Source organism: Mycobacterium sp. WUMAC-067 (assembly GCF_020217485.1).
Taxonomy (GTDB): domain Bacteria; phylum Actinomycetota; class Actinomycetes; order Mycobacteriales; family Mycobacteriaceae; genus Mycobacterium.
Genome location: NZ_JAEKMI010000005.1, coordinates 15263 through 33004, shown reverse-complemented (window position 1 = coordinate 33004; position 17742 = coordinate 15263). Strand labels below are relative to the sequence as shown.

19 protein-coding genes and 1 pseudogene are annotated in these 17742 nt (G+C 70.6%); 9 read left to right on the top strand and 11 right to left on the bottom strand.

The window, feature by feature from the left end; genetic code table 11:
• The first annotated feature begins 12 nt into the window (after positions 1 to 12).
• From JF781_RS04660 to JF781_RS04650, 3 genes are read left to right on the top strand one after another with little or no spacing between them, the layout of a single operon-like run.
• Entirely contained in the window at positions 13 to 771 is a 759-nt protein-coding gene (locus tag JF781_RS04660) for a LamB/YcsF family protein (RefSeq protein WP_225326230.1), read from the top strand.
• A complete protein-coding gene (locus tag JF781_RS04655; RefSeq protein WP_225326229.1) occupies positions 771 to 1697 on the top strand; it encodes an MBL fold metallo-hydrolase in 927 nt (308 codons plus the stop codon). Before JF781_RS04660 ends, JF781_RS04655 begins: the two co-directional genes overlap by 1 nt.
• 3 nt (positions 1698 to 1700) lie before the next feature.
• Positions 1701 to 2942 (top strand): SLC13 family permease, encoded by a 1242-nt coding sequence (locus tag JF781_RS04650; RefSeq protein ID WP_225326228.1) that lies wholly within the window; start codon positions 1701 to 1703, stop codon positions 2940 to 2942.
• Here the strand turns inward: JF781_RS04650 and JF781_RS04645 are convergent.
• The 6 genes from JF781_RS04645 to carD are packed head-to-tail and all read right to left on the bottom strand — an operon-like array spanning position 2939 to position 7952.
• On the bottom strand, positions 2939 to 3868 hold the full coding sequence (locus JF781_RS04645) for a glycerophosphodiester phosphodiesterase (RefSeq protein WP_225326227.1): 930 nt from the start codon (positions 3866 to 3868) through the stop codon (positions 2939 to 2941). The two genes, JF781_RS04650 and JF781_RS04645, sit on opposite strands and share 4 nt — an antisense overlap.
• Entirely contained in the window at positions 3869 to 4801 is a 933-nt protein-coding gene (gene rlmB, locus JF781_RS04640; protein ID WP_225326226.1) for a 23S rRNA (guanosine(2251)-2'-O)-methyltransferase RlmB, read from the bottom strand.
• 12 nt (positions 4802 to 4813) lie between these two features.
• Positions 4814 to 6223 carry a cysteine--tRNA ligase gene (cysS, locus tag JF781_RS04635; protein ID WP_225326225.1) on the bottom strand — a complete coding sequence of 470 codons (1410 nt, stop codon included), beginning with the start codon at positions 6221 to 6223 and terminating at the stop codon, positions 4814 to 4816.
• A gap of 49 nt (positions 6224 to 6272) precedes the next feature.
• Positions 6273 to 6761: a 2-C-methyl-D-erythritol 2,4-cyclodiphosphate synthase gene (ispF, locus tag JF781_RS04630; RefSeq protein ID WP_225326224.1), complete on the bottom strand. Its 489-nt coding sequence runs from the start codon at positions 6759 to 6761 to the stop codon at positions 6273 to 6275.
• On the bottom strand, positions 6758 to 7447 hold the full coding sequence (ispD, locus tag JF781_RS04625) for a 2-C-methyl-D-erythritol 4-phosphate cytidylyltransferase (protein ID WP_225326223.1): 690 nt from the start codon (positions 7445 to 7447) through the stop codon (positions 6758 to 6760). The genes ispF and ispD overlap by 4 nt, the downstream gene beginning before the upstream one ends.
• A gap of 16 nt (positions 7448 to 7463) precedes the next feature.
• Positions 7464 to 7952 (bottom strand): RNA polymerase-binding transcription factor CarD, encoded by a 489-nt coding sequence (gene carD / locus JF781_RS04620; RefSeq protein ID WP_003419482.1) that lies wholly within the window; start codon positions 7950 to 7952, stop codon positions 7464 to 7466.
• Between the two features lie 345 nt (positions 7953 to 8297).
• Between carD and JF781_RS04615 the strand changes: the two genes are divergently transcribed.
• The 3 genes and pseudogenes from JF781_RS04615 to disA all read left to right on the top strand — a co-directional run bounded on the left by JF781_RS04615 (position 8298) and on the right by disA (position 11428).
• Positions 8298 to 8867 carry a hypothetical protein gene (locus JF781_RS04615; RefSeq protein WP_225326222.1) on the top strand — a complete coding sequence of 190 codons (570 nt, stop codon included), beginning with the start codon at positions 8298 to 8300 and terminating at the stop codon, positions 8865 to 8867.
• A gap of 49 nt (positions 8868 to 8916) precedes the next feature.
• Positions 8917 to 10348: pseudogene (gene radA, locus JF781_RS04610) on the top strand (DNA repair protein RadA); the annotation flags it as partial.
• Positions 10346 to 11428, top strand: coding sequence for a DNA integrity scanning diadenylate cyclase DisA (gene disA / locus JF781_RS04605; RefSeq protein WP_225326322.1), 1083 nt, complete (start codon positions 10346 to 10348; stop codon positions 11426 to 11428). The pseudogene radA and the gene disA, both read left to right, overlap by 3 nt.
• Positions 11429 to 11440: 12 nt before the next feature.
• Here disA and JF781_RS04600 read toward each other — a convergent pair whose 3' ends face one another.
• Together JF781_RS04600 and JF781_RS04595 are read right to left on the bottom strand one after the other, a co-directional pair.
• Positions 11441 to 12244, bottom strand: a complete 804-nt coding sequence (locus tag JF781_RS04600) for a hypothetical protein (protein ID WP_225326221.1) — start codon at positions 12242 to 12244, stop codon at positions 11441 to 11443.
• 148 nt (positions 12245 to 12392) lie between these two features.
• Positions 12393 to 13010 (bottom strand): carbonic anhydrase, encoded by a 618-nt coding sequence (locus JF781_RS04595; protein WP_225326220.1) that lies wholly within the window; start codon positions 13008 to 13010, stop codon positions 12393 to 12395.
• On the opposite strand from JF781_RS04595, the gene JF781_RS04590 reads away from it, so the two are divergent.
• Positions 13009 to 13920, top strand: a complete 912-nt coding sequence (locus tag JF781_RS04590) for an A/G-specific adenine glycosylase (protein ID WP_225326219.1) — start codon at positions 13009 to 13011, stop codon at positions 13918 to 13920. The two genes, JF781_RS04595 and JF781_RS04590, sit on opposite strands and share 2 nt — an antisense overlap.
• Before the next feature lie 4 nt (positions 13921 to 13924).
• On the opposite strand, the gene JF781_RS04585 is transcribed toward JF781_RS04590, so the two are convergent.
• Complete coding sequence (locus tag JF781_RS04585; protein WP_225326218.1) at positions 13925 to 14695, bottom strand: alpha/beta fold hydrolase; 771 nt, start codon at positions 14693 to 14695, stop codon at positions 13925 to 13927.
• Positions 14696 to 14756: 61 nt separating this feature from the next.
• Here JF781_RS04585 and mhuD point away from each other — a divergent pair, with 61 nt between their 5' ends.
• Complete coding sequence (gene mhuD, locus JF781_RS04580; protein ID WP_003875625.1) at positions 14757 to 15077, top strand: mycobilin-forming heme oxygenase MhuD; 321 nt, start codon at positions 14757 to 14759, stop codon at positions 15075 to 15077.
• The gene (locus JF781_RS04575) at positions 15052 to 16416 is read left to right on the top strand and encodes a class A beta-lactamase-related serine hydrolase (RefSeq protein WP_225326217.1); all 1365 of its coding nucleotides are present in this window, start codon (positions 15052 to 15054) and stop codon (positions 16414 to 16416) included. The genes mhuD and JF781_RS04575 overlap by 26 nt, the downstream gene beginning before the upstream one ends.
• Before the next feature lie 3 nt (positions 16417 to 16419).
• Here the strand turns inward: JF781_RS04575 and JF781_RS04570 are convergent, their stop codons facing one another.
• Both JF781_RS04570 and JF781_RS04565 read right to left on the bottom strand, forming a co-directional pair.
• Positions 16420 to 16968: a histidine phosphatase family protein gene (locus JF781_RS04570; RefSeq protein ID WP_225326216.1), complete on the bottom strand. Its 549-nt coding sequence runs from the start codon at positions 16966 to 16968 to the stop codon at positions 16420 to 16422.
• Positions 16965 to 17741, bottom strand: coding sequence for a CbtA family protein (locus JF781_RS04565; protein ID WP_225326215.1), 777 nt, complete (start codon positions 17739 to 17741; stop codon positions 16965 to 16967). Before JF781_RS04565 ends, JF781_RS04570 begins: the two co-directional genes overlap by 4 nt.
• Position 17742: the final 1 nt, after the last annotated feature.

Sequence of the window (17742 nt, the reverse complement as noted above, 5' to 3'; positions counted from 1 at the left end):
TAAGCTGATCGGGTGGCCGGTATCGACCTCAACGCCGACTTGGGCGAGGGCTTCGGCGTCTGGCACCTCGGAGACGACGACGCCATGCTCGAAATCGTCACCAGCGCCAACGTGGCGTGCGGGTTCCATGCCGGGGACCCCGCCGGGCTGGTGCGGGTATGCAGCTCGGCCGCCCGGCGCGGGGTGCGCATCGGGGCCCAGGTGAGCTATCGCGACCTGGCCGGGTTCGGCAGGCGCTTCATCGACGTCGCCGCCGACGACCTGGTCGCCGACGTGGTGTATCAGATCGGCGCGCTGCAGGCGATCGCGCACGCGTCCGGTTCTCGCGTGTCCTACGTCAAACCGCATGGGGCGCTGTACAACACGATCGTGACCAACGGCGAACAGGCCGCCGCGGTCGCCGAGGCGGTGCGCCTGGTGGACGACGGCCTGCCGGTACTGGGCATGGCCGGTTCGGCGTTCTTCGACGAGGCCGCCCGCCGCGGTCTGCGCACCGTGGCCGAGGCGTTCGCCGATCGGGCCTACCGGCCGGACGGCCGGCTGGTCCCCCGCCGCGAACCGGGCGCGGTGCTGCACGATCCGGCGGCGATCGCCGAGCGCGTCACCACCATGGTGGCCACCGGCCAGGTCACCGCGGTCGACGGAAGCCGGCTCGATGTGAGCGTGGAATCGGTTTGCGTGCACGGTGATTCGCCGGGAGCGGTGAAGATCGCCGCCGCGGTTCGCGATCGCCTCACCGCGGCCGGCACCGACCTGCGGGCCTTCTGCTGATGCGGCTGAAACTCGGGCGCCCCGACATCGCCCGGTACGCGGACCGATTCGACGCCCCCGCGGCCGGACCCGACGCGCTCTCGGTGACCTGGATGGGCGTGGCGACGCTGCTGATCGACGACGGCTCGTCGGCGTTGCTGACCGACGGCTACTTCTCCCGGCCGGGCCTGGCCAAGATCGCGGCCGGCAAGGTGGCGCCGTCGCCGGCGCGCGTCGACGGATGCCTGGCCCGGGCCAAGGTGTCGCGACTGGCGGCCGTCATCCCGGTTCACACCCACATCGATCACGTGCTGGACTCCGCGCTGGTCGCCGACCGCACCGGAGCCCAGCTGATCGGCGGGCAGTCCGCGGCCAACGTCGGGCGCGGCTACGGCCTGCCGGAGAATCGGATCGTCGTCGCGGTCGGCGGGCAGCCAATTCGGTTGGGCGCCTACGAGATAACGCTGGTGGAGTCCCACCACTGCCCGCCCGACCGGTATCCCGGGGTGATCGACGAACCGCTGATCACCCCGGTGAAGGCCTCGGCGTACCGCTGCGGGGAGTCGTGGTCGACACTGGTGCACCACCGGCCGACGGGCCGGCGGCTGCTGATCCAGGGCAGCGCCGGTTTCGTCAAGGGGGCGCTGGCCGGCCACCGCGCCGACGTCGCCTACCTGTCCGTTGGACAGCTGGGGCTGCAGCCGCGGTCGTATCTGGTCGACTACTGGGCCGAGACCGTCCGCGCGGTGGGGGCCCGCCGGGTGATCCTCATTCACTGGGACGACTTCTTCCGCCCGCTGACAAAGCCGTTGCGCGCCTTGCCCTATGCGGGCGACGACCTGGACGTCTCCATCCGCATCCTCGACGAGCTGGCCGCACAGGACGGTGTCGCGCTGCACCTGCCCACGGTGTGGCGGCGCGAGGACCCGTGGAGCGAAGCGGTCTAGACATTGGCCCTGACCGTTGCGCTGTTGCTGCTCGCCGTTGTCCTGGGGTTCGCGGTCGCGCGCCCGCGGGGCTGGCCCGAGGCGCTGGCCGCGGTTCCGGCCGCGCTCATCCTGATCGGGATCGGCGCGATCTCGATCCATCAGGCGGAGAAGGAGATTGCCGACCTGTCCGGGGTGGTCGCCTTCCTGGGCGCGGTGCTGGTGCTGGCCAAGCTGTGCGACGACGAGGGCCTGTTCGAGGCCGCCGGCGCGGCGATCGCGCGTGGACGCGTCGGGTCGGGCGCGCTGCTGCGGCGGGTGTTCGTGATCTCCTCGGTGATCACCGCCGTGCTGAGCCTGGACGCCGCCGTGGTGCTGCTGACCCCGGTGGTGCTCGCCGCCGTGCGACGACAGCGCACCCGGGTGCGGCCCTACGCCTACGCCACCGCCCATCTGGCCAACGGCGCCTCGCTGTTGCTGCCGGTGTCCAACCTGACCAACCTGCTGGCCTTCCACACGGCCAACATCTCGTTCACCAAGTTCACGCTCGTGATGGCGCTGCCGTGGCTCGGCGCGGTGGCCACCCTCTATGTGATCTTCCGGTGGTTCTTCGCCAAAGACCTGCGGGTGCAACCGGAGCCGGAGCAGCTCGGCGCGCCACCGCGCCCACCGGTGTTCGTGTTGACGGTGGTCGCGCTGACGCTCGCCGGGTTCGCGGTCGCCCAGTCCGTGGGGGTGGCGCCGGCCTGGGTGGCGCTGTGCGGCGCCTCGGTGCTGGCGGCGCGCAGCCTGCGCCGTCGGCACACGTCGGTGTCGGAGATCGCGCGCTCGGTCAATGTGTCGTTCCTGGTGTTCGTGCTGGCGCTGGGCGTCGTGGTGCAGGCGGTCATGCTGGGCGGGATGGACCGGGCGATGTCGGCGGTGCTGCCGTCGGGCTCGAGCCTGCCCACCTTGCTGGCGATCGCCGCGATCGCCGCCGCGCTGGCCAACGTCGTCAACAACCTGCCGGCCACGCTGGTGCTGCTGCCGCTGGTCGCGCCGGCCGGGCCGGTGGCGGTGCTGGCGGTGCTGATCGGGGTCAACATCGGGCCGAACCTGACCTACGTCGGGTCACTGTCGAACCTGTTGTGGCGACGCGTGCTTCGCAAGCACGACGTCGACGCCGGGGTCGGCGAATACACCCGCCTCGGGGTGTGCACCGTGCCCGCCTCGCTGGCGGTGGCGGTGCTCGCGCTGTGGGCCTCGGCGCGGCTGCTGGGCCTCTAGCGCCGAGGGTATGCCGGCGGCAACGGCATGGACAGCTCGGCGAGGACGCCGCGCAGCACCGTCGGATAGTCGGTGATGATGCCGTCGACCCCGTACCCGATCTGCCGGCGCATCGCGTCGGCGTCATCGACGGTCCACGGAACGACCTTGAGCCCCAACGCATGCGCGCGCTCGACGTAGGGATCGCCGGTGACCAGACGGTAATCCGGTGAGACGGTGTCGGCGCCCACCGCCAGCGCGTCGATCACCGGATCACCGGGAGTCTGCTCGTCGTACAGCGCCACCAACGGAATCGACGGTTCGGCCCGGCGCACCAGCGGCAGGGTGCGCCAGTCGAAGCTCTGTATCTCCACACGCTCGGTCTTGCCCGCGGCCCTGACCGCGGCCAGTATCACGTCGACGAACTCCTGCGGCTCGGCCGACGCGCCGGGCTCATCGGCCTCCACCTTGGTTTCGATGTTGTAGCGCACGGCGTCGGCGCCGTAGGAGTCGGCGAGCGCGAAAACCTCGGGCAGCGTGGCGATCTTGTTGCCCCGCACCACTTCGGCGTGCGGGAAGTCATCCAGCCGGCGCCCGCAGTCCAGGGTTCGGAGCTGCGCCAGGGTGAGCTCGTGCACGAGTTTGCCGACGTAGGGATACTGCGGGTCTCCGGCGAACGCGGGCGCGGTGTCGCTGCATTTCTCGGCGGCGATCGCCGGATCGTGCCACACCAGCGGTTGCCGGTCCCGGGTGAGCACGATGTCGAATTCCAGTGTGGTGACGCCCAATTCGAGCGACCTGGCGAAGGCCCGCAGCGACTGCTCGGTGGCCTCCCCGCGTCCGCCGCGGTGGGCCTGCAGGTCGAATCCGGGCGCTTGCGCTGATGCGGCCGGCGACGCCACGAGCACCGTCGCCGCCAGCAGGGCGGCGACGAGGCGGGCGATCACCTAACCCCTGCGCTGACGGGAGATTTCGGCGAGCACCACCCCGGCGGCCACCGAGGCGTTCAGCGATTCGGCATTGCCGGCCATCGGAATGGACACCACCTCGTCGCAGTTCTGCCGCACCAGCCGCGACAGCCCCTTGCCTTCCGACCCGACGACGACCACCACCGGGTCGGTGCCGTCGAGGTCGTCGAGCGTGGTGCCCCCGCCGGCGTCCAGCCCGATCACCCGCAGGCCGCGATTCGCCCAATCCGTCAGTGTCCTGGTGAGATTGGTGGCCCGGGCCACCGGGACCCGGGCGGCCGCCCCGGCGCTGGTGCGCCAGGCCACCGCCGTCACCGAGGCCGACCGGCGCTGCGGGATCAGGACGCCGTGACCGCCGAACGCCGCGACCGAACGCACGATGGCGCCCAGGTTGCGCGGATCGGAGATGTTGTCGAGAGCGACCAGCAGCGCGGGCGGCGAGCCGGTCGCCGCCTCGAGCAGGTCGTCGGGGTGGGCGTAGTTGTACGGCGGCACCTGCAACGCGATGCCCTGGTGCATGTGGTTGCTGGTCATCCGGTCCAGGTCGGTGCGCGGGACCTCGAGGATCGCGATGCCCAAATCGGCCGCGCGGGAGACGGATTCGGTGAGCCGCTCGTCGGCTTCGCTGCCCAGCGCCACGTAGAGCGCGGTCGCCGGCACGCCGGCGCGCAGGCATTCCAGCACCGGGTTGCGCCCCAGCACCGTCTCGGTCTCGTCGGTCCTACCCCGCGCGGGCCGGCGCGACGCCGACTGGGCGCGCTTGGCGGCGGGGTGGTTGGGGCGCATGTGTGCGGGAGGCGTAGGGCCGCGGCCCTCCAGCCCGCGGCGGCGCTGGCCGCCCGAACCGACCGTCGGGCCCTTCTTGGTGCCTGCCTTGCGGATTGCGCCACGGCGTCGCGAGTTGCCGGCCATATACGTGGTCCCTTACTGTTCCGGGCCGGCCTGCAGCGACCACTGCGGCCCGTCGGCGGTGTCGGTGACCTCGATGCCGGCGTGCTTGAGCCGGTCGCGGATCTCGTCGGCGAGCGCCCAGTTGCGCTGCTCGCGCGCCTTCTCCCGATTCTCCAGCTCCGCGTGCACCAACACGTCGACGGCGGCCAGCGCCGCCGACGTCTCGTCGCGGGATTCCCAGCGCTCGTCGAGCGGGTCGCAACCCAGAATGCCCATCATCGCGCGGATCGCCCGGGCATGGCGTAGCGCGCCCTCGTGATCGCCGGTGTCCAGCGCGCGGTTGCCTTCGGCGCGGGCGGCGTGCACCTCGGCGAGCGCGGCCGGCACCGCGAGGTCATCGTTGAGGGCCTCGGCGAACCGCGGCGTGCATTCGCCGGGCTCGACGGCACCGACCCGCACCCGCACCCGGTGCAGGAATTCCTCAACGCCGACATAGGCTTTCACCGCGTCCTGCAGGGCGGTCTCGGAGAATTCCAGCATCGACCGGTAGTGGGCGCTGCCCAGGTAGTAGCGCAACTCGGCGGGGCGCACCCGCTGCAGCATCGCCGGGATGGCCAGCACGTTGCCCAGCGATTTGCTCATCTTCTCGCCGCCCATGGTCACCCAGCCGTTGTGCAGCCAGTAGCGGGCGAACCCGTCGCCGGCGGCCCGGCTCTGGGCGATCTCGTTCTCGTGATGCGGGAACACCAAATCCATTCCGCCGCAATGGATGTCGAATTCGGTGCCCAGATAGGTGCGGGCCATCGCCGAGCATTCTAGATGCCAGCCCGGCCGGCCCCGGCCCCACGGGGTGGGCCAGGACGGCTCGCCAGGCTTGGCGGACTTCCACAGCGTGAAGTCGCGCTGATCGCGCTTGCAGGTGGCCGAGCCTTCGCCCTGATGGACGTCGTCGATCTTGTGGCCGGACAGTTGCCCGTATTCCGGGTAGCTGAGCACGTCGAAGTAGACATCGCCGCCGGCGGCATACGCGTGCTCGGTTTCGATCAGCCGTTCCATCAATTCGATCATCTGGGTGATGTGGCCGGTGGCCCTCGGCTCGGCCGACGGCGGCAGCACGTCCAGGGCGTCGTAAGCCGCGCTGAAGGCGCGTTCGTAGGTGGCGGCCCACTCCCACCACGGCCTGCCCGCCGCGGCGGCCTTGTTGAGGATCTTGTCGTCGATGTCGGTGACGTTGCGGATGAAGGCGACGTCGCAGCCGCGCGCGATCAGCCAGCGGCGCAGGATGTCGAAGGCCACCCCGCTGCGGACGTGGCCGATGTGCGGCAGGCCCTGGACGGTGGCGCCGCACAGGTAGATGGAGACGTGGCCCTCGCGCAGCGGAACGAAATCACGCACGGCACCGGCTGCCGTGTCGTGTAGCCGCAAGCGGGCGCGATCGGTCACGACGTGCCAGCTTACCGGGTAGTTCCCCGGCGCCCGGCGCTGCGCGGGCTTAGCCGGTGGGGACCACCAGCGCGGTGGCGATGGCGGCCAGGCCCTCACCGCGTCCGGTCAGCCCTAACCCGTCGGTGGTCGTCGCCGACACCGACACCGGCGCCCCCAGCAATTCCGACAACACTCGCTGCGCCTCGGCGCGGCGCGGGCCGACCTTCGGCCGGTTCCCGATGACCTGCACGGCGGCGTTGGAGACCCGGAAGCCTTCGCCCGACGCCAGGTCGGCGACGTGGCGCAGCATGTCCGCGCCGCTGATGCCCTCGAAGCGAGGATCGTCGACCCCGAACACGGCGCCCACGTCGCCGAGCCCCGCCGCCGACAGCACCGCGTCACACAGCGCGTGCGCCCCCACGTCGCCGTCGGAATGGCCGGCGCAGCCGTCGGCCTCGGCGAAGAGCAGGCCCAACAGCCAGCACGGCCGGCCGGGTTCGATCGGGTGCACGTCGACGCCCAGGCCGACCTTGGGAAGGGGAAGGGGCGCGCTCACCGGCGCACGATCGCATCGGCCAGCATCAAATCGAGCTGAGTGGTGATTTTGAAGGCCAGCGGATCGCCGTCGACCACCTGAACCTGCCCGCCGACGTGCTCGACCAGCGACGCGTCGTCGGTGAATCCGGTCGCGCCGGCGGCCGCTCGATAGGCGCGCAGCAGCAGTTCGGTGGCGAACCCCTGTGGCGTCTGCACCGCCCGCAGCCCGTCGCGCTCCGGCGTCCCCAGGACCACCCCGTTGGCGTCCACGGCCTTGATGGTGTCATGCAGCCGCAACGCGGGCACGACGGCGTCGTGGCCGGCGCGCAGGGCGTCGACCACGCGGGTGATCAACGTCGGGGGAGTGAGCGCGCGCGCCGCGTCGTGCACCAACACGAACGCGGGGCTACCGGCGAGGGCGGCCAGGGCCAGGTCGACGGATTGGGTGCGGTCGGGCCCGCCGGCCACGACGGTGGCCCGGTCGGCAAGGACGCGCTTGGCCTCATCGATCCGGTCGGCGGGGACCGCCGCCACGACGTGATCGACCACGCCGGATTCCAGCAGGCCGGCGACGGCGCGCTCCAGCAGGGTGCGGCCGGCAACCTCGCAGAATGCCTTGGGAATTCCCGCCGCCAGCCGTTCGCCCGACCCTGCGGCCGGGACGACGGCGATCACGTTGCCCGAGGTGCCCGTCTCCGGGGCCACCGAAGCGTCAGGGCCTTCAGGAAGCGGCGGCCAGAACCTCGTCGAGGATGGTCTCCGCCTTGGCGTCGTCGGTGCTCTCCGCCAACGCCAATTCACCGACGAGAATCTGGCGGGCCTTGGCCAGCATGCGCTTCTCACCTGCCGACAGGCCACGCTCCTGGTCGCGGCGCCACAGGTCGCGCACTACCTCGGCCACCTTGTTGACGTCGCCGGAGGCAAGCTTTTCGAGATTGGCCTTGTAGCGGCGCGACCAGTTGGTCGGCTCCTCGGTGTGCGGGGCGCGCAGCACCTGGAACACCTTGTCGAGACCTTCCTGTCCGACGACGTCACGGACGCCGACATATTCGGCGTTCTCCGCGGGAACTCGAACGGTCAGGTCTCCCTGCGCCACCTTCAAGACGAGATATTCTTTTTGTTCCCCTTTGATCGTCCGGGTTTCGATCGCCTCGACTAACGCAGCACCGTGATGTGGGTAAACAACGGTGTCGCCGACCTTGAAGATCATCTGATTCGAGCCCCTTTCGTTACTTCATCCTAACACGGCCGCCTAACCACGCGCGAAGCAACGATGCAGGTCAGGGGCACAACACGCGCAGATTAGGGGTTGACATGGGGAGCAAGTCGTGCAATGGAGCACATTACCAACGCCCCCGTTCGGCCTTCGAAGCGGCTTCGAAGCGGTTTGGGAAGAGGCTCGGAAGCGGTTTGGGAAGCGGCTCCGGCGGCGGCGCGAAAGCCCTCGCGCCGCGCTCCCGCGCTGGTCCCGCGCCCCGCGCTACCGCGGGCACGGCGTGCCTACTACTGTGCATAGTTGCATAAGTCGAACGGGCCGAGCAGGAGGCTGTAGAGAGTGAACCGCTTCAAGATCCGCCTCGGCCTCCCCGCGTTCGCGTCCCGGGTCGCTATCGCCGGCGTGGTGGCCGTCGCGGCCGCCCTACTCAGCGGTTGCGGAGCCGGTCAGGTCTCGCAGATGGCGGTGCAGGAGCCCGCCATCAACGGCAACAAGGTCACCTTCAACAACGTGGCGTTGCGCAACATCCACATCCAGGCCACGCAGACGGGTGACTTCCTGCAGCCGGGCCGGGCGGTGGACCTGGTGCTGGTGGCCGTCAACCAGTCGCCAAGCGCCCCAGACAGACTGGTCGGCATCACCAGCGACATCGGCACCGTGGCGGTCAGCGGCGACACCCGGTTGCCCGCCGGCGGAATGCTGTTCATCGGCACGCCGGAGGGCCAGAAGGTGGCGCCGGGCCCGATCGATTCCAGCACCGCGGCCAAGGCGACCGTCACCTTGGCCAAGCCCATCTCGAACGGCCTCACTTACAACTTCACCTTCACTTTCGAGAAGGCCGGACAGGCCACCGTGCAGGTCCCGATTTCGGCCGGAGTGACCCCGCCGCACCAAAATCACGCGGGGTGACCGCCTGTCGTGACGGGGGCTTGTCGTAGCGGCTCGATACCGTCATCACGTGGCAACCGCGCGCTCGCAATACCGCTGCTCGGAATGCCGGCACGTCACCGCGAAGTGGGTCGGCCGCTGCCTCGAGTGCGGCACCTGGGGCACCGTTGACGAGGTCCCGGTGCTCAGTACCGTCGCCGGGCGCCGCGCCGCCCGGGCGGCCGGGTCGCAGGCCGTGCCGATCACATCCATCGAGCCGGGCGCCAGCCAGCACCGCACGACGGGCGTAGACGAACTCGACCGGGTGCTCGGCGGCGGCGTGGTGCCCGGCTCGGTCACGCTGCTGGCGGGCGATCCGGGCGTGGGCAAGTCGACGCTGTTGCTCGAGGTCGCCCACCGCTGCGCGGAGTCCGGCCGCCGCGCGCTGTACATCTCCGGTGAGGAGTCCGCCGGCCAGATCCGGCTGCGCGCCGACCGCATCGGCTGCGGCGGGGACGAGGTGTACCTGGCGGCCGAATCCGACCTGCACACGGTGCTCGAGCACATCGCCACGGTCAAGCCCGCGCTGGTGATCGTGGACTCGGTGCAGACCATGTCCACCACCGAGGCCGACGGCGTCGCCGGCGGCGTCACGCAGGTGCGCGCGGTGACGTCGGCGCTGACGGCCGCGGCCAAGGCCAACGGGGTCGCGCTGATCCTCGTCGGACACGTCACCAAGGACGGGGCCATCGCGGGGCCGCGTTCCCTCGAGCACCTCGTCGATGTGGTCCTGCACTTCGAGGGTGACCGCAACGGCTCGCTGCGGATGGTCCGGGGCATCAAGAACCGGTTCGGCGCCGCCGACGAGGTCGGGTGTTTCCTGTTGCACGACAACGGGATCGAAGGCGTCGCCGATCCGTCGAACCTGTTCCTGGATCAGCGCCCGGCGCCGGTCCCCGGCACCGCGATCACGGTGACGCTCGACGGCAAACGTCCGCTCATCGGCGAAGTGCAGGCGCTGCTGGCGACGCCGTCGGGCGGCTCGCCGCGCCGCGCCGTCAGCGGCATCGACAATTCGCGGGCCGCGATGATCACCGCCGTGCTGGAAAAGCACGCCAAGTTGCCCGTCGCCGCCCACGACATCTACCTGTCTACCGTCGGCGGCATGCGGCTGACCGACCCGTCATCGGATCTAGCGGTCGCGGTCGCGCTGGCCTCCGCGCTGGCCGACCTGCCGCTGCCCACCACCGCGGTGATGATCGGCGAGGTGGGACTGGCCGGGGACCTGCGGCGGGTCAGCGGCATGGAGCGGCGGCTGAGCGAGGCCGCGCGGCAGGGCTTCACCATCGCGCTCATCCCGGACGGCGACGACCCCCGGCGCGACATCGTGCCGCGCGGGATGCGGGCGCTGCGGGCGCCCACCATCGGCGCGGCGCTCGAGCACATGATCGACATCGCCGGCCGCCGCGGCGGGCCCGCCAAGCCGTACCGGCTGGACGCATGACGCGATGGGCCGCAGAATGCACGCTGTGACCCGTCCGACGTTGCGTGACACCGTTGCCCGCCTGGCACCGGGGACCGGGCTGCGCGACGGTCTGGAACGCATCCTGCGCGGCCGCACCGGCGCGCTGATCGTGCTCGGCAACGACGAAAACGTCGAAGCCATCTGCGACGGCGGCTTCGCCCTGGACGTGCGTTACGCGCCGACCCGGCTGCGCGAGCTGGCAAAGATGGACGGCGCCGTGGTGCTGTCCACCGACGGCAGCCGCATCGTGCGGGCCAACGTGCAGCTGGTTCCCGATCCGTCGATCGCCACCGATGAGTCGGGGACTCGGCACCGCTCGGCGGAGCGGGCGGCGATCCAGACCGGATACCCGGTGATCTCGGTGAGCCACTCGATGAACATCGTGACGGTGTACGTGGGCGGGGAGCGTCACGTCGTCGCAGATTCCGCGACCATCCTGTCGCGGGCCAATCAGGCCATCGCCACCCTCGAGCGGTACAAGATCAGGCTCGACGAGGTCAGCCGGCAGCTATCGCGGGCCGAGATCGAGGACTTCGTCACCCTGCGCGACGTCCTGACGGTGGTGCAGCGGCTCGAGCTGGTCCGGCGGATCGGCCAGGTGATCGACAACGACGTGGTCGAACTCGGCACCGACGGGCGCCAGCTGCGGCTGCAACTCGACGAACTGCTGGGCGGCAACGACATCGCCCGGGGGTTGATGGTGCGGGACTACCACGCCAGCCCGGAACCGCTGTCCGAAGCGCAGATGACCGCGACGCTGGACGAGCTGGATGCGCTCTCGGATACCGAGCTGCTCGACTTCACCGCTCTGGCAAAGGTTTTCGGCTACCCGACGACGACGGAGGCGCAGGATTCGGCGGTCAGCCCGCGTGGCTACCGCGCGCTGGCCGGCATCCCCCGGTTGCAGTTCGCCCACGCCGACCTGCTGGTCCGCTCGTTCGGGACGCTGCAGAACGTGCTGGCGGCCAGCGCCAGCGACCTGCAATCGGTCGACGGCATCGGCGCGATGTGGGCGCGCCACGTGCGGGAGGGCCTCTCGCAGCTGGCGGAGTCGACGATCACCGACTCACTGAGCTGATACGCGTTGGGCTCAGCCGGCCGGGGGCATCGGCGGGGCCTCCGGCTGCGGCACGGCCCCGGGCTGGCCCGGCCCGGGCACGGGGCCCGGCGGCGGTGGGGGCTGGTTCATGATGAACGGCACCGGCATCGAGCGCAGGTTGCCCAGCTGTACGACCAGGTTGTAGGTGCCCGGCCCGATCGCCGGCCGCGGCAGCGGGCAGTGCGGCGCCGAACCCATGCCCGTCCAGGTCACCGCGGTGGTCACCTGCTCGCCCGGCGTGAAGGTCTTGATCAGTGTCTCGTTGGACGGCGCGCAGTCCAGGTTCGACCACAGCCGCTTGTTGTCCAGCGAGTAGACGTAGGCCGCCAGCACCGCGGCGCCGACGTCGCGCTTGCAGGCGACCAGCCCGATGTTGGTGACGACCATGGTGAACTTCGGCTGGTCACCGATGAAGTACTGGGGCGCGTTGGTCAGGCCCTTGACCGCCAGCGTCGAGTCGGGGCAGTCGTCGCCCTCCTTCAGCACCGGCGGCGGCTGCACGGCGGCGGTGGGGGTGGGCGTCTCGGGGCTCTGGCCCTGCGCCGGCGGCGCCCCCGGCGCGGGGCTTTCCGGTCCCGCCGGTGGGGGCGCCTGGGGCGCAGGCGATCCCGGCTTGCTCTGAGCGGAGTTCGGCTTGTCGGTGCTGGCGGGCTTGGCGCCCGAGCTGTGTCCCATGAACGCGATGACGGTGGCGGCCACGATCCCGATCACGACGACCGCGATGCCCACGGCCAGGCCTCTGCGCCGCCAATAGATCTCGGTGGGTAGCGGGCCACGCGGTTCCAGATCGAGCACGTTCGCAGCGTAGGCCCAGGTCACGCCGATTTGGCTGACCCGACTCGGCGTGTCGCTAGGTTTGCCGGCCAATCGCCGTGTTAGTGGCGGCCGATCGCGTGCCCCATTCGCCCGCGATCCGGCCCGCTATTCGCCGCCTATTCGCCGCTTATTCGCCGATGTCGCCGACGTGGTCGCACAACGCCGCCTGCCCGTCGGCGAGGTGGTAGGTGACACCGGCGACCGCCACCGTGCCGTCGGCGATGCGCTCGGCGATCGCCGTGGACCGCGACACGAGCTGCGCCACGGTTTCGCGCACGTGTCGTTCCACGAACTCTTCGACGCGGCTCAGGCCGTCGCGGCGGCCCATGAGGATGGACGGCGCCACCCGCTCCACCACATCGCGCACGAAACCGCCGGGGATGGATCCCTCATCGATCGCGCCCAGGGCGGCCTTGATCGCGCCGCAGCTGTCGTGACCCAGCACGACGATGAGGGGCACGTTGAGCACGCTCACCGCGAACTCGATGGAACCCAGGACCGCGGTGTCGATGGCCTGCCCCGCGGTGCGCACCACGAACATGTCGCCCAGGCCCTGATCGAAGATGAGCTCGGCGGCGACCCGGCTGTCCGAGCAGCCGAACACGACCGCGGTGGGACTCTGACCGGCGGCCAGGCTGGCCCGGTGCTCAACACTTTGGCTGGGATGCTGCGGCTTACCGGCGACGAATCGCTCGTTACCCTCTTTGAGTGACTTCCATGCGGTTACCGGACTGGTGTTAGGCATGGCTGCCATCATGCCGGAACACCCAGAGCCCGGCCCGGCATACATACCAGTTACCAATCTTTTGGCCTGGTATGAGCGATCCCGCCGCGACCTGCCCTGGCGAGAGCCCGGGGTCAGCGCCTGGCAGATCCTGGTCAGCGAGTTCATGTTGCAGCAAACGCCGGTGGCCCGGGTGTTGCCGATCTGGTCGGACTGGGTGCGGCGCTGGCCGACCCCGTCGGCGACGGCCGCTGCCAGCGCCGCGGATGTGTTGCGCGCCTGGGGCAAGCTGGGTTATCCGCGGCGGGCCAAGCGTTTACACGAGTGCGCCACCGTCATCGCGCGCGATCACGACGACGTCGTTCCCGATGACGTCGACACGCTGCTGACGCTGCCCGGCGTCGGCAGCTACACGGCGCGCGCCGTCGCCTGCTTCGCCTATCGCCGGCGGGTGCCGGTGGTCGACACCAACGTGCGCCGGGTGGTGGCGCGCGTCGTGCACGGCCTGGCCGACGCGGGCGCGCCGTCGGCGAACCGTGACCACGCCGACGTGGCCGCGCTGCTGCCCGACGACGAAACCGCACCGCAGTTCTCCGTCGCGCTGATGGAGCTGGGAGCGACGGTGTGCACCGCGCGCGCCCCGCGGTGCGGGCTGTGTCCGCTGGGCCGGTGCGCCTGGCGGCACGCGGGCTTTCCCGCCGCGCAAGGACCGCCGCGACGCGTCCAGACCTACGCGGGCACCGACCGGCAGGTCCGCGGCCGGTTGCTGGATGTGTTGCGCGCCAAGGATTCCCCGGCCACCAGGGCCGAGCTGGATGTCGCGTGGCTGACCGATACCGCGCAGCGCGACCGGGCGCTGTATTCGCTGCTCGCCGACGGTCTGGTGACGCAGACCCGCGACGGCCGGTTCGCGCTGGCCGGCGAGGAGTAGCGCGTCAGGCCCGCGAATCCGGCGCGGCCAGGAAAGCCTCCACCGCTGCGCGGTATTCCTCGGGCGCTTCGTCGTGGATCAGGTGACCCGCCTGCGGAACCCGCAAATACGTTGCCGCGGTGGCGCTTTCGGCCATCCGCTGCATCTGGCCCGGCGGGGTGACCGAGTTGCCGGCCTCGATGAGCAGCGACGGCACACGCACCGCCCGCCACTGCGCCCAGTAGTCGCGGGTACCCCATTCCGCGGCGATCTCGATCCATCGCGAGGTGTGCCCGTGCAGCCGCCAGCCGGTTTCGGTGCGGTCGAACGCCTCCAGGAAATACCGCCCGGCGACGGGACCGAATTCGGCGAACACCTGCTCGGCGGAATCGAATTCGACCGGAAGCGCGTGCAGCCACGGCTCCCAGGGGCCGGTGGTGCGGCCGCGGAAGTCCGGCGCCATGTCCTCGAGCACCAGGGCGGAAACCAGTTCGGGGAGCTCGGCGGCCAGGCACCACGCGTGCAGGGCACCCATCGAATGCCCGACGATCCTGACCGGCGCGCCCAACGCGCTCACCGCATCACCCAGGTCGGCCACGAACCGCTCGGTGCTGATCGGGTGCGGATCGTCGACGTCGCGTCCCCGGTGCCACAGCGCGTCGTAGCTGTAGACGGTGCCCACGCGGGTCAGCCACGGCAGTTGACGCGTCCACGTGGTCCCGCGCCCCATCAGGCCGTGCACCAGCACCAATGGTTCGCCGCGCCCCCCGCGGCGAGTCAACAAATCGCTGGGCATGCCACCATCTTGCGTGGACCGCCCTCGTTGAACGGTGCGGGGGGCGGGGTAGCCTAGCGGCATGCCGCCAGTGGTGAAGATCAACGCAATCGAAGTTCCCGCCGACGCCGGCCCCGAACTGGAGAAGCGGTTCGCCCACCGCGCGCATGCGGTGGAGAATCAGCCCGGCTTCCTCGGCTTCCAGTTGCTGCGTCCGGTCCAGGGCGAGGACCGCTACTTCGTGGTGACGCACTGGGAGTCCGATGAGGCGTTCCAGGCGTGGGCGAAGGGTCCCGCCATCGAGGCCCACGCCGGCCATCGGGCCAACCCGGTGGCGACCGGGGCGTCCCTGCTGGAATTCGAGGTTGTGCTGGACGTTGCCGCAAACAAGCAGGCTGGCTAGCGGGCGGTCGGCCTGGCGCCGCGCGCTGGCGCTGAGCGCCGCCACCACACTGATCGTGACCTCGGCGCCCGGTTGCGCCCCCTCCCCCTCGCCGCAGGCGAACGCGGCGAACGCGGGACGCCAAATCGACACCCGGACCCCGCCCGGCATCCGGGCCCAGCAGACGTTGGACATGCTCAACTCGGATTGGCCCATCGGGCCGGTCGGGGTCGGCACGCTCGCCGCTGCCGACAAGGTCGAGTCGGTGGAAACCACCATGGAGGCGCTGTGGTGGGATCGTCCGTTCAGCCTCGACGGCGTGGACATCGGTGCGAGCGTGGCCACGCTGCACCTGACGTCGTCTTACGGTGCCCGCCAAGACATCCGGATCCACACCGACGACGGCGGGTGGGTGGACCGGTTCGACCTGGACACCCGGGCGCCCACGGTCAGGTCGTGGCAGGACATCGACGCGGTGCTGAGCAAGACCGGCGCGCGCTACTCCTATCAGGTCGCCAAGGTCGATGACGGCCACTGCAACCCGGTGGCGGGCACCAACACCCGCGAATCCCTGCCGCTGGCATCGATTTTCAAGCTGTACGTGTTGCACGCCCTGGCCGGCGCCATCAAAAACGGCACGGTGTCCTGGGATGACCAGCTGACCGTCACCGACAAGAGCCGGGCCGTCGGCTCGTCGGGTCTGGCGCTGCCCGCCGGCGCCCACGTCTCGGTCCGCAAGGCCGCCGAGAAGATGATCGCCACCAGCGACAACATGGCAACCGATCTGCTGATCGAAAAGATGGGCACGCACGCCATCTCCGAAGCGCTCGCCACGGCCGGCCATCACGACCCGGCCAGCATGACTCCCTTCCCCACCATGTACGAGCTTTTCTCGGTCGGCTGGGGCAGACCCGACCTGCGCGGCCAATGGGAGCACGGGTCCCCGCAAGTGCGGGCCCAGCTGCTGGAGCAAGCGAATTCCACGCCGTACGACCCGGATCCGATGCGTGCTCACTCGCCCGCGTCCTCGTACGGCGCGGAGTGGTACGGCAACGCCGAGGACATCTGCCGGGTCCACGCGGCGCTGCAGGCCGACGCGGTCGGCGCGGCGGCTCCGGTGCGCGAGATCCTGTCCGCGGTCGCGGGTATCCAGCTGGACCGCAACGTATGGCCCTACATCGGCGCGAAAGCCGGTGGCCTGCCGGGTGATTTGACGTTCAGCTGGTACGCCGTCGACAAGACGCGCCAGCCGTGGGTGGTCAGCTTCCAGCTGACCTGGCCGCGCGATCACGGGCCGACCGTGACCGGCTGGATGCTGCAGGTCGCCAAGCAGGCCTTCGCGTTGATCGCGCCGAAGTAGCTGTCACAACCGCAGCGTCCAGCGTCCGTCGCGGAAATGCATGAGGACGCGGCCCGCCGGTGCGACGTCGATGCGCCAGAACGACGCCGGCGGGATGCCCAGCGCCGCCAGGATCGCCGCCCGGATCACCGCGGGGTGCGTCACCGCCACCACGGGTGAGGTGTTGGCGGTCAACGACTTCAACCAGCCGGCCACCCGGTCGACGAGGTCGGTGATCGACTCGCCGCCGTGCGGCGCCCGGGTGGGATCGGTCAGCCACGCCTCGAGCTCCCCGGGGGGCACGTCCCCGAGCGCCATGCCTCGCCACCGCCCGCAATCGAGGTCGGAGAGCCGCGGCTCCGTGACGGATTGCAGGCCCAGCAACGCCGCCGTCTCCCGAGCGCGCCGCTCGGGTGCGACGAAATGGCGTGCCCCAGCGGGGATTTCGTCGGTCACGGCTTTGGCCTGGCGGCGGCCGACGTCGTTGAGCGGCTCGTCGGCGGGAAACCGCCCGGCCGCCATCGCAGCGGTCACCGCGTGCGAGACGAGCGTCAGCCGGACGACCTGCGTCACGCCGCGGTGCTCGGGGCGCGCTCACTCAGTAGCCGGGACGCCACCACGGAGAAGACCAGGCCGATGCCCGCCCACAGCACCAGCTGAGTCGCCAGCGATACCAACCTGAACTCATAGAGGACGTCGGCGGGAAAACCCGGATAGATGATGGCGCCCGCCGCGTCGCGCAGCGGTCCCGGCGTCTCGTCCACGCCCGGCAGCAGCACCGCCACCACGACGATCGCCACCAGATAGGACCCGGCCGCCAGCAGCCGCGCGTTCCCCACCCCGAAGCGGGCGGTGAGCGAACGCGCCAACCATGCCGCGCCGATCGCCAACACCACCGACGCCAGCACCATCACCAGATACCAGCCGGTCCGCGCGCCGATCGTGTCGGACTGGCCGACCGCCGGCGGGTTCGGCGGATACTTCAGAAACGGCACCACGTACACCGCCCAGAACGCCCCGGCCGCCAAGAGCAACGAAAGCGCCTGCGGCCGCGCATGATTCGTGCGGGCATAGACGACGCTGAACAGCACGGCGAACAAGGCGCCCATGGCGAGGCCGAAGATCAGCACCCCGAATCCCAGCCCGGCGTTGGCCTGCACCGTCCGGGTGAACAGCTCGGCGCCGTGCTCGTGCACGCCGTGCGCGTTCTCGGCGTCCGTGCGGCCGTCCTCAAAAGCGATCGCGCGCCCGATGACGGGCTCGGCGCACAGCCGGGCGAATACGAACGCCAGCACCGAGCCGACGGCACCCGCCAGAAGTCCGCCCCCGATCAGGCGTTTCTCCACG

Coding starts and splice junctions, on each gene's coding strand:
- JF781_RS04655 (WP_225326229.1), top strand. CDS start 771: ATGCGGCTGAAACTCGGGCGCCCCGACATCGCCCGGTACGCGGACCGA.
- rlmB (WP_225326226.1), bottom strand. CDS start 4,801: ATGGCCGGCAACTCGCGACGCCGTGGCGCAATCCGCAAGGCAGGCACC.
- carD (WP_003419482.1), bottom strand. CDS start 7,952: ATGATCTTCAAGGTCGGCGACACCGTTGTTTACCCACATCACGGTGCT.
- disA (WP_225326322.1), top strand. CDS start 10,346: ATGCACGCTGTGACCCGTCCGACGTTGCGTGACACCGTTGCCCGCCTG.
- JF781_RS04590 (WP_225326219.1), top strand. CDS start 13,009: ATGGCTGCCATCATGCCGGAACACCCAGAGCCCGGCCCGGCATACATA.
- JF781_RS04595 (WP_225326220.1), bottom strand. CDS start 13,010: ATGCCTAACACCAGTCCGGTAACCGCATGGAAGTCACTCAAAGAGGGT.
- JF781_RS04585 (WP_225326218.1), bottom strand. CDS start 14,695: ATGCCCAGCGATTTGTTGACTCGCCGCGGGGGGCGCGGCGAACCATTG.
- mhuD (WP_003875625.1), top strand. CDS start 14,757: ATGCCGCCAGTGGTGAAGATCAACGCAATCGAAGTTCCCGCCGACGCC.